This is a genomic window from Fibrobacter succinogenes (assembly GCF_902779965.1).
In the GTDB taxonomy this organism is placed as follows: Bacteria; Fibrobacterota; Fibrobacteria; order Fibrobacterales; family Fibrobacteraceae; genus Fibrobacter; species Fibrobacter succinogenes_F.
On the sequence record NZ_CACZDK010000017.1, the window covers coordinates 163,639 to 179,642 of the forward strand.

Genomic DNA, 16,004 nt, shown 5'->3' on the forward strand with positions numbered 1-16,004 from the left:
GCAAAGTGAATTTTTTAGAAGTCAATTCCGGTTTGGTCGGGAATATGTTTTATTTTATTTGTGACTAGCTTGCTGTGCTAAAAAAGAACCGCTCTCCGAAAAGAGCGGCTCTGTTTAAATAAATTTAATTTATTCTTAAACTACGGCGTGACTTTATGCATGTTGTAGCCCAAGATAACGCGGTCGCCCGTGTTGCGAGTGCGTTTGATTTCGATCTTTAGCTGTGTGACGCCTGCCGGAACGGTTATGGATTTTTGACGGAATGTGGCTAGGCCTGCTGAAGATGTGGTTTGTGCAATTAATGCTCCGGTTTGATTGTTCAGGATTCTAAGTTGGTAATTAGACGAAAGGTGACGGGCTTCATTAGCATAACGACCACTTACGAGCCAAGCGATAGCGATGTTGTATTGTGCGCCAGCTTCTACAGTTTCGTTGAAAGAATAGGTTTCATCGCTGTTGAAAAAGTCGCCATTGTTGCCATACCAATAACGAGAAACGTTGTTTCTGACCATTTCATCAAATAACGGCATGTTCTTATCGGGAAGAACGGTTGCGTTGTTTAACATGCTGTAGTTAAACTGATAGATATTATCTGTATTAACTTTAATTATATGATTACCTGGATTGTAAGCCGTCAACATGAGTGCCTTTACCACTTCAGGATGCCATTTGTAGAAGGGGTATTTTGAAAGAAGGTCGGCGGCCATGCCGGCTGCTATCGTAGATGCACCCCAACCATCAGAAGCGGCCCTAAAATCAACTGTGTTACCGTCGTGCTTAATTCCTTTGGTGTAATCGTACTCGGAGTTGTATGTGTAGGCGGGAACGTATATTTCGGGTTTTGTGTACTCTGCGCCCTGTTTGTTTGCGAACTTAGGTCTGGCTTGGTTTGGGAGAAGTACTGCTAAATCGTCGTTTGTTGCACCGACGCTAATTGCATTTAAGGAAATGCCGGCGCCTGTTCTTTGTCCGTTGATAGAGAACGGAGCAAATTCGATAACACGATTGTGGTAAATGTAGTTGTCCTGTTCAGCGGCTTCGTCGTTGTACAGTGTTACATTTGTGGTTGTAGATGTTATGGAGTTTCCTATATGTTGCTCGTTTCTATAGGGATTCTGCGGGCGTGTGACGTAGTGTCTTGTAGCACGTGCGCTTCCTTCGTTGATTGGAGTAACTGTAGCGTTTGGTGAAATTCCTTTGAGAACGGAATTGGAGTAGTAATGCTGAATGCCGTATTTGTAGTTGTATGCTACATTGCTTGTGCTGCAGTTGTTACCTGAAAAAGTTATAGGATTGTCGGCGACAATGTTATAAATATTGATGCCTGCACCGCAGGTGTTTGTCGCTTCCGCCCTGGAACAGTCCTTTTGAACGATTCCTCCGTTTGGAAGGCGTTTCAAAGGCCCTACATGCAGCATGTCGAATGTAAGCTCTCTATGTGAATAGTAGCTTTCGTTATCTGCTTTGCTTACAACGGTGCAGCTACCGCTTTTGCTTGGATATTGTGCTTGCGAATGCGTGTAATTGATTTTGCTATAGGAATTTCTGGGGGTGTCGTTGGCTTCAAAATTATTAATTGCGCTGAAATAGTTCGTTTCGGAGCGCATGTTCCCGTTTAGATGGTATTTGTTGGTGTTCGTGTTGAACATTGCCCATACTTTTGAAACATGGTCTACGGTTCCTATGGGCGTTACCTTTGCAAGAGCGCTAGGCTTGTTAATGTTACTCTTTGCGGTTGTGGCTTTGTTCTTTTCGAACTTGACGATGCCTGGATTTTTAGCATCTTTGCTGTTGATGATTTTTCCTTGCGCATTGAATGTGGCTGCGTTTGCGGATACGGCAACGCATGATGCTAATAGTAGCGGAATATATTTCATTTTTTTATCCTTCTTATTTGTTAGTATGTGCGAAATTTATTGAATAAATTTCGTTGAATAAATTATAATACTTTTTATGTTTATTGTGCAAACCATAATTTCTCTTATTTGTAATTCTTTATACGGAAATATTTGTATTTGTACGAGATGTAAGGGGTTGGATGAATTTAAAAATATTTGTGAATTTTTGTTTACAATTGTTTTTGGTGCCTTTTTGTATGATTTTTGTCGTTTTGGATTGGTTCGAAATGTTCCTGAGGACCTTTTTGAACGTCTCTCGTTTAAAAGACATTCCGTCCCTCGATAAAAGGGCTCGACTCCGTATTTTTGTCTTTTTTGCCTTTTTTGCCTCGAAAAATTGTTTTTTTTTGCGTTTTTTGCGATTATTAACAAGAAATAAGCCACTTTTTACCAATCATCCCCTTTGATTTTCTGTGCACTATTACTAAATTTGTGGTCCCAATAGCAACCTAAAAAGGATTACAAAATGTATTCTATTGTTGAAGCAGGTGGTTTCCAGTATAAAGTCGAGCTCGGCAAGGCCTACAAGCTCCCGTTGATCGACGCCGCTGTTGGTTCTGAACTGGAGCTCAAGTCCGTCCTTCTTTTCTCCGGAAAAGAAGTGCAAGTCGGCACCCCTGTCCTGAATGATGCTTCTGTCAAGGTCGAAATTCTCGCCCATGGCAAGGAAGACACGATCATCGTGTTCAAGAAGAAGCGTCGTACTCGTTACGAACGTCGTAACGGTCATCGTCAGGGCTATACCGAGGTGCTCGTCACGGAACTCCGCTCTGGCGCTGAATCTGCAGTCGTAGACCCTCAAGTTATTACCCGCAACCGCGCTCGCGTGGCTGCCCTTGCTAAGCAGAAGGTTCAGAACAAGCCGCTCACTCGCAAGGAAAAGATCGCTCAGGGACTTCCGAAGCCGGCTAAGGTCAAGAAGAACTCTTTGCGTAAGGCTAAGGAGGCTTAATCCATGGCACATAAGAAAGGTCAAGGTTCAGTACGTAACGGCCGCGACAGTAACGCCAAGTACCTTGGTGTTAAGAAGTATGCGGGCGAAACCGTCAAGGCTGGCAACAGGGCAACAATGTCGGTATGGGCAAGGACTTTACCTTGTTCTCCCTCATTGATGGCAAGGTGAAGTTTGAACGCCTCGATGCAAAGCGCCAGAAGGTCTCTGTCTATTCTGAAGAAGCCTAATAACTTTGGTTAGCTTTTAAAAGCCGGACGCGAAAGCGCCCGGTTTTTTTTGTATAAAACAAACTTTTATTCCCCAATAATCGTGCTGAAGCCCACGAGGGCGTGTTTGCTTGAATCCATGTATCCTTGGAAATACACGAGATAACGTTTTTTGTCTATGGCCTTGCATTGCAGCGGGCTCAGTGGCAATTTGTATTCGAGTTGGTATTTGTCCGGGCGATCGCAAAAGTCGGGATGTTCCTGCAAAAAACGTTCTGTTTTTGATTTTAGAACATTGTATTCGAAGTAGAGCTCGTCGTATTTCTTGTCGGTGACAAATGCCCTGTTCGCTGTGCTGTACAGGTTCATGGCCATGGAAAAAAATACGCCCGATATGGCGATAGTTACCACAAGCTCAATGAGCGTAAAACCGCTCTTGATTAAACGCTTCATTTGCTAGCTCCGTATTTGCAGTAGTGGAGCGTGCGTGTAGAGTCCGATTTGTGTCGGACTGAAACCGCACTGTAGCATAATTCTTCGTTGTCTTTCTGAACTTTTACAACGGTTTCCCAACGGTTCCCGCTTGCATCGGTGTGTGTGACTATGGTGTCACTTGCAATCGGAGTTGTCAATAAAATGATTTTGCTTAATTCTTGCCCGTAATTGTTAATCCAAGCTTTGTTCGACATCGGGTTCCGGAATAAATAGCCGACTACAAGAACCCCGGTGGAAGAGAGGATGGCAAAGCTGATAAGCACCTCGACAAGTGTGCTCCCGATTTTTGAGCGCTTAATTCTCATAGCTAGCCTCGCCGCCGAGATAGATGATATCGGGAAGGAATGTGTGAATCGTTGTGTCGCCCTTAATTTGTCCGTTCCTAAAGAACCCTCTCCATAGAGTTTCACCTTCGTAAAATCCAAGATAGTAGGCTATCATTTGCCCTGTCAGTTTACCGCGAAAATCAATCATCCCTCTTGAAATGACGGATCCCTTGATATCAACGTTTTCGGTGATGGTTACGGGGATGCCTTTCGTGGTCTCATCCCAGTTATCGCCCATAAACAAGACTAGAGCTTTGTCTGCTTTTAAGTTGGAGATTAAGAGGGTGCCGGTATAATCAACATCGCTGGTTTTGCGACCTTGAACAGCCAAGTTGATTGTTTTTTCTTGCTTGCGCTTTACGGATACTTCCAGTGAATCCTGTGCGAAGAATGTTCCCGAAAGCAATACGCTGTCTTTTATTGAAATTGTTCGTGCAATGATATTTGCCTTTGTTGATGCAGCTCTCTCTCGTAAAAAGACTTTGTCTGCTATAATCTTGCAACGGTTACAGCGGCTGTCGCCCTGCATCGTGACTACGCGGCAACTGAGTTCTGTTGGTACGGCATCTGTTCCGTCAAAAACGCAGCGCTCCTTTTGAAACTTATCTGTAAATTGCTTACGGCTGATTTCTGGGTAAAATTTTAGCGTGTCAAAATAAGGGAGGGAGTCGCCGACATAGACTGTATCGTAAAATGCATCTTTTTCCGCACGCATCTTGTAATGGCTGCTGTACGAAACGGTTCCGCTCATGAGCGCTGTGCCGCCATCAATACGTGCGTTTCCGACGAGGCTTATGTTGGCCTGCGATGCGAGCAATGTCAATGCAGGGCGTTTTGTCGGAATGAATCCTGTGTGTGCTGTAAAATGGCGCGATGAATCGTGATTGAACACGTTGAGTGAGGCGTACGCGCCGTCTTGTATTTGCGAAAGTGAAAAACGGATTTTTCCGTCTTTGCTTGAATGTTGCAAACTATCGGTGCGCCAAGGCTTGTGCTCGGCTTGCATGCGGAAAAATGCGTAATTGACGCCGCTTTCTAATTCTAGTGTCGCTTGAGCATCGGTAAATCTGCGGGACGATTCAATCCGTTCGTTTTTGACCATGGTGTAAAACGACGAAACAAGAAACCCGATGATGACAAGAATAGCTATGGTAAGGGGGAGGGTGAATCCACGCTTGTTGCTTACCGCGCCCATTTTGCTAAATCATTGCCTCTGCGGCAATTTCTGATTCTGTGGTGAATCCTAGCGTGACTTTATCTGCACCGTCCATGGCAAGAGTCTTCATGCCCTCGGCAATGGCTGCTCGGCGGAGCTCTGCATTAGAAGTTCCTTTATGGACCATCTCGCGGATTGTCTCGCTCATTGGCATCATTTCGAAAATGCCAACACGCCCCTTGTAACCGCTACCGCCGCAAGTGAGACAGCTCGGATCTTTACCGCCGCATTTGGGGCAAACTTTACGGACAAGCCTTTGTGCCATGATAAAGTTCACAGCAGACGCAACGAGGAACGGCTCGATGCCCATATCGATAAGGCGCACGATTGCAGACGGAGCGTCGTTCGTGTGGAGTGTGCTGAAAACCAGGTGACCCGTAAGTGCCGCGCGTATGGCGAGTTCTGCCGTTTCGCTATCGCGAATTTCGCCCACCATGATTACATCCGGGTCTTGGCGGAGGAGCGTGCGCAAAGCAGCGGCAAATGTCAAGTCGATTTTTGCGTTTACGGCTGTCTGCGTGATGCCATCTAGCTTGTATTCAATAGGTTCTTCGATTGTCGAAATATTCAGTTCCGGGCACCGGATCATCTGCAATAGCGTATAGAGCGTAGTTGTCTTACCGCTACCCGTTGGGCCTGTAATCAAGAACATTCCATACGGCTTGTGAATTTCTTTTTCGCAAAGCCCGATTTGTGCTGGCGTCATACCGAGCGAATCCAGCCTGTGGATAATCGTTCCCTTGTCCAAAAGACGTAACACCATCTTTTGCCCGTAATCCGTAGGCAAAGCTGAAACGCGGATATCGACCGCCTTGGTGCCATCGTCAAAATGAATTCGGCCATCTTGAGGACGGCGCTTCTCGGCGATATCGATGCTCGCCATAATCTTGATACGCGACGTGATTTCTGAAATGGCGCGCAAGGGGAGCTTCCTTGCAATCTTCAGCACGCCATCCTTGCGGAATCGAACGAGGAACGATTTTTCACCCGGTTCGAAGTGAATATCGGAAACGCCCGTGTGCATGGCCTCCGAAATAATCTCGTTCACCATGCGGATGGCGGGGGAGTTTGCCTTGTTCCCTGCAACACTCATGCCGAATGTCGGAACTGCGCGCTCGGCAAATGCGTTAATCCATTGGATGACTTTATCTTCATCGGCCTTGACCGGATTCACGTAAACACCGGCTGCAACTTGAATGTCGTTGATCAAGTCGTAATCGTCGATATCAGCCATAGCGACCGTCAACCGCTTGGTTTCTTCGCTGTAATCGATCGGAATGACGGAATAACGAGCCATGAGCTCTTGTGGCAAAAAGCGGAGCGCTGCTTGCGAGGGCGGGTTCTTGAGCTCGAAGGACATGTTACTTCTTTGTCGAATCCACCGAGGCCGTATCTGTCGGGACAAGGAATATGCTTATGGAACGCAAAATCACACTCAAAGCAGTGTCTGGATTGCTGATGACATCGACCGTGTCTTTAGGGAAGTAACCGTCCTTTGTTACAACAATCTGGTTGACGTAGCTTTCTTCGGATGGAAAAAATACCGTCCCGCTAGAATTTGTTGTGAGAGATTGTGCCGACTGGACTTCGTTGGTCAGTTCGACTTTGGCTTTTTCTACAGCCTTGCCTGAAATCTTGTCGGTGACGATAACAGTATAGCGAACAGGAATACGAGCATCCGAATCGTCATTTTGGAGGCAAGAGGTGAGGATGAACAGACTGATAGATAAAAGAACTAAAAATGCTTTTTTCAATGTGATGTCCTTAAGGCTTACGACAAATTTAGAAAAAGTTATTAAAAAAATAAAGACCAATGAATTGATCATCGGTCTTTGTGAGATTGTTAGAATTTTTTACAAACTAGTCCATTAGGCAACGGAGATAAATATTTTCAACGTCTTTTAACGGAAGATTTGTTTCCATTGTTGCCATGGATGTCCAATCGTTGAAAACCATGGTGTAACCTTTTTTGTTTGAATTATCGAGTGTGATGAATTCAATAAAGTCATTACCATTTTGTGGCTTAAGAACGTTGAATCCATATTCGTCTGTTCCTGTGTAGCCTCCACTGACCCATTCTGTAGATAATAACTTGTTTATGTGGTTGTCAACTGTTTCTGCAATTTTTTTCCATTCATCAATGCTTGGGATATGCCATCCTTTTGGACATGCACCTTGATGCGGTAGGGGAAAATCTCCGCTACCAAAGGAAATGGTTTTAGACATGTAATCGCAGGGGATTCTTGTTGCTCCTAACCATGAATAATGTCTCCCGTATGTAGCCAATTGCTCTGGTTCTTCTGTCTCATCGACCCATAAAAAATCACAGCCTTCTGCCAGGTCTTTGGGTAGATAACGTAGGCCTTGCGCCATCCAAATCTGCTCACCGATTTTAGCGGTCTTGTAAGCTTCTCCATCGCGCTCGTCTGTTAAAATTCCAGTTTCCTGATTGTAATTAGCTGGGAAACCTTTTGTACTTGCGCTACTTGTGTAGGTTCCTTTGCTGGAACTGCTTTGTGCAATTGAACTACTGGAAATTTTGTTTGAAACACTGCTTCCAATTGATGAAGATGTCTGATTGTCTGTTGTTGAGGAGCTTGAAATTTGGGAGGTGCCGGAACTGTTTGTGCTCGGACCTGTGGTTGTATCATCGCCGCAAGCCGCTAAAAGGCATGCGGTTGCTATGCTGCAAATTAAAATTTTTTGTTTCATTTTAAACGTTCCTTATCTAAGAGAATAATATAGCAATTGCAATAGTTACTTCTTGTAAAAAAGAATATACAATGTGGTTTTATCTTAAAAAATCGTGGGTTGAAAGAAAAAATAAATGTATTGCGAATTCGTATAGAATTGTTTGTTTAAAAAATATGTGTGTAAAATTCATTTACTTTAACTTGTTGATTCTCTTATAAATACTTCCTTTTTTTTTATGTGTGTTTATTTTGCTTTCTGAGTTTTTGTTTGTTATCTTGCTATTGCTTCTGATTATTACTTCTTGTATAAATTGTTTATAATTTGTTTAGTCTTTTAAGAGGTATATTGTGTGCAAGTTAAAAATAAGATTGAATGATTTATATGTTTTTACTAAATGTACCGCGGACAAATTTATAAAAGGGTACTATTTTGTTTAAAAAAATATCTTTTATCCATATTCTATTGATTGCTTTTTCAGCAGCGTTTGCTGAAGATGGCGGTAATTCCAATGCTTTCAATAAGTACATGTCTCCCGAAGGTGGTATAAATCCTATGTCGGGAACGGTTGCGTTGAGTAAATCCCTTGCGAATATCTCTGTTGGGGAGGTCTCTGTCAATTTTGACTTGAGCTATTCTGGCAACGTTTTCAAAGAAGTTCAAACAAGAAATGATCAAACAACCGTCGGACTTGTTGGACTTGGTTGGAGCTTAGGTAGAGCGAAGGTTGTTAGTGATAATCGCGGAACTAGCTTTATTGGTGATGACCAATACTATTTAATGCTTGCTTCTGGTGGCCGTTTCAAAATTTTCAAGAATAACCCGTCTAATCCTAATGAAAAATGGTGGGTAGAAGGCAATCCGTTCATGAAGGTCGAACAAGTAATCGGTTCGACCGATGTGACCGGAAAAGGGGACTACATAACCTATGTCAAGGGATGGAAGATTACGGATACGAAGGGCGTGGTTCACGAGTACGGTGATATCACTGAGCCGGACAATAAAATTTTGACGAATCCGCAGCGAAATGCTACCGAATATGATTTATTTTGGCCACTGGATGACAAGGGCGAGCTTGGTTACGGCCTGATTGGTAAGGCTATAAGTGGTGACCCGTGGCTATATCCGACTGTGTGGAATGTCAGTAAGGAGACTGATGTTGAGGGGAATTATCTTGTATATACCTATGAACAAATAACGGAAGGACTTTCCGGTAATTTCAATGTTAGTGGTCCTTGGAATTCAAAAGGTAAGGAATATACCAAGGAGTCTTACCTGACTAAGGTTGTTTCGTCCATGAATGATGAACTTCAGTTTGAGTATGGAAATAAGGGTGAAGGTGAATTCTTTGGAGAGTTTGTTGATTATGAAGGGAAACGCAATGAACTTTTGGGCGATAAGAAAAATGACATGTCTATAGAGAAGGTCGAACGCAAGTATTTGTCCAAGATTGTGATTTCGGGGAGAAATGGAAAAATCGGTACAGTCGAACTTTGTTACACCCCGCTTTTCCAGTATACGAATGGTGGCGTGAACGGAGTCAAGAAGGAAGGTTTTGTTAAGAGACTCTTGTCTGCCGTTCGTTTCTTTAATAAAAAAGGTGAAGAAAGCGATTATGAATATTATAAGTATTATGACGGTTCCGAACAGGCCGTATCTTTGGGAAGCCAGGTCGCGTATCCGTTGGGTGCTCTTTACAGTGTGAAAGGCAAGGATTGCGGGTGGGTTGAATATTCCTATGGATATGAATCTCTTGGCCGTGGACATATGGAAACTGTTAGCGCGAATAAGATATACGGCAAGGGATATCTTGAGGATGGGACGTCATATTTAGTTGGTAAAAAAGCGGATGATAAGACTGTCGTAGTGTTCCATCGAATTAATGGTGGTTGGAAGGAAATCAAGAATTTTAGTGTGAGGGAAATTTCTGATATTGAGCTAGGGGATCAGGGGTGGTTCCTCGTCAAGGAAAAACGCCCTAATGACAAGGTCCGTGCTCTAGTGTACCAGTGGGACGGTAAAGACTGGGTACAGGCTTTTGAGGAAGTTGTAGATAACAGCAATGATTTCTGGTCAACTAGCTCGAAAGCGATGAATGTCTTTGCCGGACCGGATTATGTCCTTCGCGTGATTACGGAAAAATCGGGATTCTTTTCTAACCCAAAGACGGAAATCAGGGCTGTTTGGTCTAAGTGGGGAAAACAGTTCGATGTCGATAACGACATCGGCAAGGCCATGGTGAACGAGGGCGGTGTCAGAATCATGGCCCAGAAAAATCATATCCTGGTCCAGGTTAATACGACCGATTTTAGCAATGCCGTGAAGTTCTTTGTCTATACGTTTGACACCAAGGGTGGCGTGAAGGAAACCTTCAGCGAAAAGGATCAGGATAATGGAAGCATGTATTTCCTTGATAACGATTACTTTGTTGGAGTCGAGGAACCCTCGGCATATATTGGTGGGGATTCCAGGTTCCGTTCTTGGGTTTGGACAGGTTCCGGCTGGGTTAGGGAATACAAGGATGTCTTCGACAATGATGGTGCCTATACGGCAATGGACCTGCAGGCTCATGGGCAGGACTACTATACCGTACGTCACCATTCAAAACGTTATTTGACCAATTACTATTGGGATGGCGAAAAATGGAGTACTAAGGCTGGCGAAAAACAACGACATTTCCAGGTTCAGGATTATGCTTGGTTCTCTGCCGCATGGAAATGGGCCGGATTTAGCGGTCGGGATTTCTTTATTGCTGGCGAGAGCCGCTTGAAGTGCAAGTGGTGGGGATGCGATGTGAAAAAGTACGTTTATTTGCACCACTATTACATGAAAGATGCAAAGAACAAGAAATGGAGCTATGACTATATCGGTTCCAAGGGTGAGAAGATGAACCAGAAAGAAGTCATAACCGGAAAGGATTGGTTCGTAGAAAAGAACCAGGTGAAAATAGCCTGGATTTGGGACGGTGAAAAATGGATCGAGGAATCCTTATGGGGCAAGGTAAGCAATTTGCAGGATGCTTACTCGCTGGGTGAAGATGCTTTTGCCGTTTCTTCAGGAAATCAGACCAACATTTATTATAAGGTCGGGAATTCTTTCTTTGGTTCCTATGATTCATATCGAGTAAAGACAAAGACGATTTTTGAACCGGTTGTAGACAAGACTATTGAATATACCTATGGCTTTACTCCCAAGAATACCAGCATCGCTTATGATGAGGCGAATAATACCCCCTTGTTCAAGGAAATGAGTGTAACGCTTCCATCGGGTCAAGGAACAAAGCATAGTGTTTTGTGTGATGGTGAGTATACGGGTAGTGATGGCAAGACTGAATACAATGTTGGTTTAGGTGCAACGTGTCTTGAAACCCAGGAAGGCCGCGCGAATTCCAACGGGAAGGGTCATACGGCACTTATGTCCAGGAAGAAGACCTTCTATGAGCGCCATCGTGAATCCGGCTGGCCAACAAGAGTTTATCAGGACCGCATAACGAAGGAAGTTTCGTTCAACGGTTTGACCAAGGAAACAACAACTTATGGGTATTCTTCCAAGAATGGCCAAGTAATTTCCACGAAGAAGAAGAACGGAAACAAGACTACCGAAGAAGTTGTCAAGTATGTTGCTGACTTGAATTCTCCGCTTAGCAACTATGAGGCGGTGCTTGGAAAATACAATAGAATCGATGCCGTTGCCGGCGGTTATTCATGCATTGGCGAATGCAGCTCGGGCCGAGTCATATCTGCGTATGCCAATGGGTGGGGAACTAAGGAAAATATCTTCAGATCCGTGTCCACATGGAATATGGCTCCGCAAAAGAGGATGACGAAGAATGATGTGGAAAATGATGTCAGCTATATCGTGAAGAATGGTTCCGCGTCCACTCGTGCGAACTGGAAGCGTTCCTCTTACAATTCGGAATATAACGACGGTGACGTTATCGAGACGGAAGAAGGCCCGAAGAAAGTGAAGATGGCTTCTTTCAAGAACCCCGTAAGCCGCAGAGTCTACGGTACGGCTGCCGGATGTGGTGTTAATGAAGGCCTCATGCTTTCGGGTGAATATTGTGGTCCGGTTAACAATGTTACCTGGTCCGGTTGCGTACAGAATGATGCTTTGGATGACATCAAGGGCTATGCGGTAAATGCGAATAACGGAGAGAAGTATGGTCGTTTTTCTGCAAAACTGCTGAAACTTTCCGCGTCCGGAGCGCTTTCGGCTACGATTACGAAGCCTGTGACGAAGAAATATAGAATCTCTGCTTGGGTACAGACCCTTGACAACGATTCCGTGAAAGTTCGGGTGTCTCTGGGTTCCCATGCGCAAGAAAAGAATGTGAAAACGAATAAGGGCTGGCAGAGAGTTGAATTTGAAACCCCAGCCTTGCAGTCTAACGCTTCTGTGCAATTCTCGATGACTACCTCCGCCCCGTCCGGAATACGTCTCCAGGATATTCGAGTCCTTCCATATGACGCATCCTCGTCCGCCCTGTTCTGGGACGATGTATGGGACAAGGTCCTTACCACGGTGAATGACAGGGGCGTGGGTTCCTATGTTGCCTATGACAACATGGGCCGAGAGACGGAAACCTATTCTGAAACGGATGCCGGCAACGTCTATCTGTCTTCCCGCAAGACGTTTGTTGACGGTAGCTGCGTGATAACCGCATCTGGTGCAAATGCGCTCAAGTCCGTGAAGGTCAACGGCAGGACGTATAGCAACCCCTCGTCAAAGAGAAGCTTTACGCTTGACGCCGTCGATGTCGATGTGGAACTGGGTCTGGAACAGGCCGGTACGGAAGTCCGTTATTCCCTCGTTGTTGGTAGCGAGGCTGACTGGAAGAACAGGAATCTGGATGAATGGAATCCGGTTGCTTGTGGTGGCCTGTGCCCGATTTCGATCAAGTTCTCGACCTCCCCTGAATGGACTCTCTTTGTTGACGTAGCCCCGTTTAATACTGCAGCTGATTCGAAGGGGGATTATGCGTTCCAGTTCGGGATGAAGAAAAAGGACTGGGTGGTCTATGGTCAGGTTGATGGCTTTGCCGACGGAATGGTCCCGCAGTTCATGAATCCAAAAGATTCTGCAAGTATTGTTTATATGAACGATGACGACGAGACTATATACAAGGCTGAATTCGGTCAAGGCAAGTGGACAAATTCGTCGAGTCCTGTTATTGACGGCCGTGCTGTAGCCTATAGCTTCGCTTCCGGTACGGTGAACGGTAAAAGCTCCTATTACCTGAGCCTGATTCCTGTTGTAAGTAATGCGGACGAGTCTACGGTGTTGCTTGCTTATCCGAAGACCTATGGCAGCGAAAATGGTGGAGGCTATATCTATAAGGACTTGAAGGACGATTCCTTCAGTACGGACAATTTAAAAGTTACGATCGGCCAAAATTCCGCTGCATTGCTTTTCCGTGCAGATATAAGGGAGAAGAATGTCGCGTTTACGTTTAAAGATTCTACAGACCCAAACAGAACATATCAGAGGACTATACCGAGGCTTGTTCCGGATGATAACCTGTACAGCAAGATTTGGAACGAGCAGTCCAAGCAATGGAATAATTTGGGTTCTACGCCAGTATTTGACAAGGATACCCTATCCGTATCTTTTGTTGGTAATGATACAATCTTGAAGGTTGTGCATGGGAATCTAGTCTCCTATCTTGATGGAGTCGTGTGCGATTACAATAGTAAATCGTTTGATATGGTTTCAGGTCCGGATGGGAAGTTCTATGTTGCTTATATTGGAAATGTAAAGAATTTTGAAGTAAGCAAATCCGTTGCGGAAGACGACGGAACTGTGGCCACCGCAAAGCTCGGTCCGGCCTATATCGTGGTGAAACGTCTCTATGATGCTTCTGAAACTTCACTTGGCAAATCCGTCTGGGCCGGTCCTAGCAAGATTTCCGGACAGCCCCGCTACGAGGGCGATATCATTTCGTGGGACGGCTCCAACCTCCACGCCATTGACGAGGCTCAGTCGGTAAAGCTGGCTTATGACGGACAGTCGTTGTTTATGGCTGTTGTTTATAAGACTCATCCCGATGAACGTTTTGAAGATGACGAAGATGGCGATGGAAGTACAAACGCCAATGTAGATTACGGTGAGTTGGCGCTGACTGTATTTAAGGCTTCCGTTGAGCAGAACGTGAGCGCCGATGGCGTTGTTTACAGTAGCTACCTCCGTTGGATTCCGGTTAAGGACAATTCGATTGCTGTTGCGAAGAATGGCAATGCGCTTGCGGATGAGCGGAACAGGGTTCTCTACATGCAGCCGGACGATATCTTTGACCTGAAGGTCCGCGGCGACACGCCGTACATCCTGTTCGGCAACAAGGCTAACGGGAACAGGGTCACGGTCCTGACGCATGACGGGAACAGGTGGCTCTCGATAGGCAATCCCGCCTTTGCGTACCCGACCCAGTCCGAAAAGTCTGTAGACTTGGCTGTCAATGTAAAGCAGGGCGTGGCACATCCCTATGTCGTCTTCAAGCAGGGACTTGACAGGGGCTATGCGACCCGCAGGGACAGGCTTGTCTCGATGCGCTATAATGCTGACGACAAGATCGACTTGTCGATTTCCGCGATGGACCTTGGTGCGGATTCCTTGGACGAGTCCTGTGCCTTTAGACAGTATATATTGAACTACGCGCTCAATGCTGGCTATGAAAGTGCTCTGTCTATTAAGCCTACTTTGCGAACGCCTTCGGATGTTGCACGCATCGAAATCTATGTCAATGACACCCTTGTCACGACAAGGACTGCGACTTCGACCGCGTTCACCAGTGTCGCACTTGCAGAAAACTTGAACAGGGTTGAATTGCGCGTTGTCGGCAAGGACAGCTCTGACCTGTCCTATACATTCAACACCTATAGGAAACCGAGGCCGAATCCTGATTTCTGGGGAACGGGAAATTCTAGTGTCGTAAGTGGATCCATGTTTGGCACGGATACCTTGAAGGTCGATGTCACTCCGATTGTTCCGAATCGTGGCGATTCGACAGGCTCGTCTTCTAGAACCGATACGACGAAGATCCAGATCCATGTGACCGGAGGCTGGGAACTTCATGTTGTCGATTCCCTGACGATGAAGGATACCGTGCTTTATGGCGGTGATACGCTACGCATTGTCGGCGATTCTCTCCCGAAGGTAATCGCGGTCAGCCCGGACAGCGATACAGTCTTCGTGGATATCTTCGTAAGGCCGGATACCTTACGTCTCTTCAGGTCCAGCAGTTCCGTAAATCCGGGGTCTAGCTCGTCGAGAGGTTGGGACTTCTCCTATTCTAGTGGCGACGGTGATGACGACATCTACACGGGTAACACCAGTTCGTCCTCGTACTATCCGTACTATAGCTCGTCTTCCTGCGGTTATTGCGGCTCGTCTTCTTCCTCCTATGATCCTTATGGTGGAAGTTCCTCCAGCGGGGAACCCGGATCCTCGTCCTCGGGTAACGGTTCCAGTTCGTCGGGCGAGACCCTTTCGGGCAATGTCCCCGACGAGGTGAGGGTCGTGGCGGACGCCAAGTACCATACCGTTGGCAATATACGCCTTGGTAACCTGGTCACCGTGGAAGGCTCGATTTTCGCCGGAAATGGAATTGAGGTCGGTGTTGAGTCACAAGTAAGTGACCAAATCGTATCCGGTGGCAATGTCAGCTTGGCCAACCGTTCGCATGTAAGCAATGTCCGTCTGGGAGGGAACTTCCAGGCCCAGGGCGAAGCTGTCTATGGCGAAGTTGTCTACGCTTCGGATATCCAGAATGCGTCCATGCCCGTGATTCCGTTCGCGACGGGTTCGTCCGATATCCTTGTCGAGGTAGGACAGAGCCAGAATGCTGTTCCTGGCGCTTACAGGGGCTTTACCGCCCGCGAAAGTTCCGTGATCCACTTTGCCGCTGGCGACTATTACTTCGACTCGTTCTGGACGGATCCCCGTGTTGAACTCGAATTCGAGGCCGGGACGCGCATATGGGTGACGAACGGCTTCAACGTGGGCAACTTTAACCGTATCACCCACGGTGGCTCTCTAGGAGACCTGTTCATCTATGTCGGCTCCTACAGTTATATCCCCATAGGCAACAATGTGCAGATGAGGGCTGTCGTCTATGCCCCGCATGCATCCGTACAACTTTTTGACCATTCAGTCTTTGAGGGCTATATGTGGTCTGCAAACTTCAATGTCGAACCGTACAGTGTCTTGAGATAAGGAGAG

At 45.9% G+C, this 16,004-nt stretch carries 9 protein-coding genes and 1 pseudogene; 3 read left to right on the forward strand and 7 right to left on the reverse strand.

All coding sequences use genetic code 11. The features are described from left to right. Window positions 1-140: 140 nt before the first annotated feature. On the reverse strand, window positions 141-1,877 hold the full coding sequence (locus HUF13_RS09460) for a hypothetical protein (protein ID WP_173474888.1): 1,737 nt from the start codon (window positions 1,875-1,877) through the stop codon (window positions 141-143). A 487-nt stretch (window positions 1,878-2,364) separates the two neighbouring features. On the opposite strand from HUF13_RS09460, the gene rplU reads away from it, so the two are divergent. Continuing rightward, window positions 2,365-2,850, forward strand: coding sequence for a 50S ribosomal protein L21 (gene rplU / locus HUF13_RS09465; RefSeq protein ID WP_173474889.1), 486 nt, complete (start codon window positions 2,365-2,367; stop codon window positions 2,848-2,850). A 3-nt stretch (window positions 2,851-2,853) separates the two neighbouring features. After that, window positions 2,854-3,080, forward strand: a pseudogene (locus tag HUF13_RS09470) (50S ribosomal protein L27). A 66-nt stretch (window positions 3,081-3,146) separates the two neighbouring features. On the opposite strand, the gene HUF13_RS09475 reads toward HUF13_RS09470, so the two are convergent. The 6 genes from HUF13_RS09475 to HUF13_RS09500 form a co-directional block, all read right to left on the reverse strand. Then, window positions 3,147-3,512, reverse strand: a complete 366-nt coding sequence (locus HUF13_RS09475) for a type II secretion system protein (protein WP_173474890.1) — start codon at window positions 3,510-3,512, stop codon at window positions 3,147-3,149. After that, window positions 3,509-3,859 carry a hypothetical protein gene (locus HUF13_RS09480; protein ID WP_173474891.1) on the reverse strand — a complete coding sequence of 117 codons (351 nt, stop codon included), beginning with the start codon at window positions 3,857-3,859 and terminating at the stop codon, window positions 3,509-3,511. The genes HUF13_RS09475 and HUF13_RS09480 overlap by 4 nt, the downstream gene beginning before the upstream one ends. Next, entirely contained in the window at window positions 3,849-5,075 is a 1,227-nt protein-coding gene (locus HUF13_RS09485) for a Tfp pilus assembly protein FimT/FimU (protein ID WP_173474892.1), read from the reverse strand. The genes HUF13_RS09480 and HUF13_RS09485 overlap by 11 nt, the downstream gene beginning before the upstream one ends. A 4-nt stretch (window positions 5,076-5,079) precedes the next feature. Next, window positions 5,080-6,456: a GspE/PulE family protein gene (locus HUF13_RS09490; protein WP_173474893.1), complete on the reverse strand. Its 1,377-nt coding sequence runs from the start codon at window positions 6,454-6,456 to the stop codon at window positions 5,080-5,082. 1 nt (window position 6,457) lies between these two features. After that, window positions 6,458-6,850, reverse strand: a complete 393-nt coding sequence (locus tag HUF13_RS09495) for a hypothetical protein (protein WP_173474894.1) — start codon at window positions 6,848-6,850, stop codon at window positions 6,458-6,460. Between the two features lie 106 nt (window positions 6,851-6,956). Continuing rightward, complete coding sequence (locus tag HUF13_RS09500; RefSeq protein WP_173474895.1) at window positions 6,957-7,808, reverse strand: FISUMP domain-containing protein; 852 nt, start codon at window positions 7,806-7,808, stop codon at window positions 6,957-6,959. A 411-nt stretch (window positions 7,809-8,219) separates the two neighbouring features. Between HUF13_RS09500 and HUF13_RS09505 the strand changes: the two genes are divergently transcribed. After that, a complete protein-coding gene (locus HUF13_RS09505) occupies window positions 8,220-15,998 on the forward strand; it encodes a hypothetical protein (protein ID WP_173474896.1) in 7,779 nt (2,592 codons plus the stop codon). The last annotated feature ends 6 nt before the right edge of the window (window positions 15,999-16,004 follow it).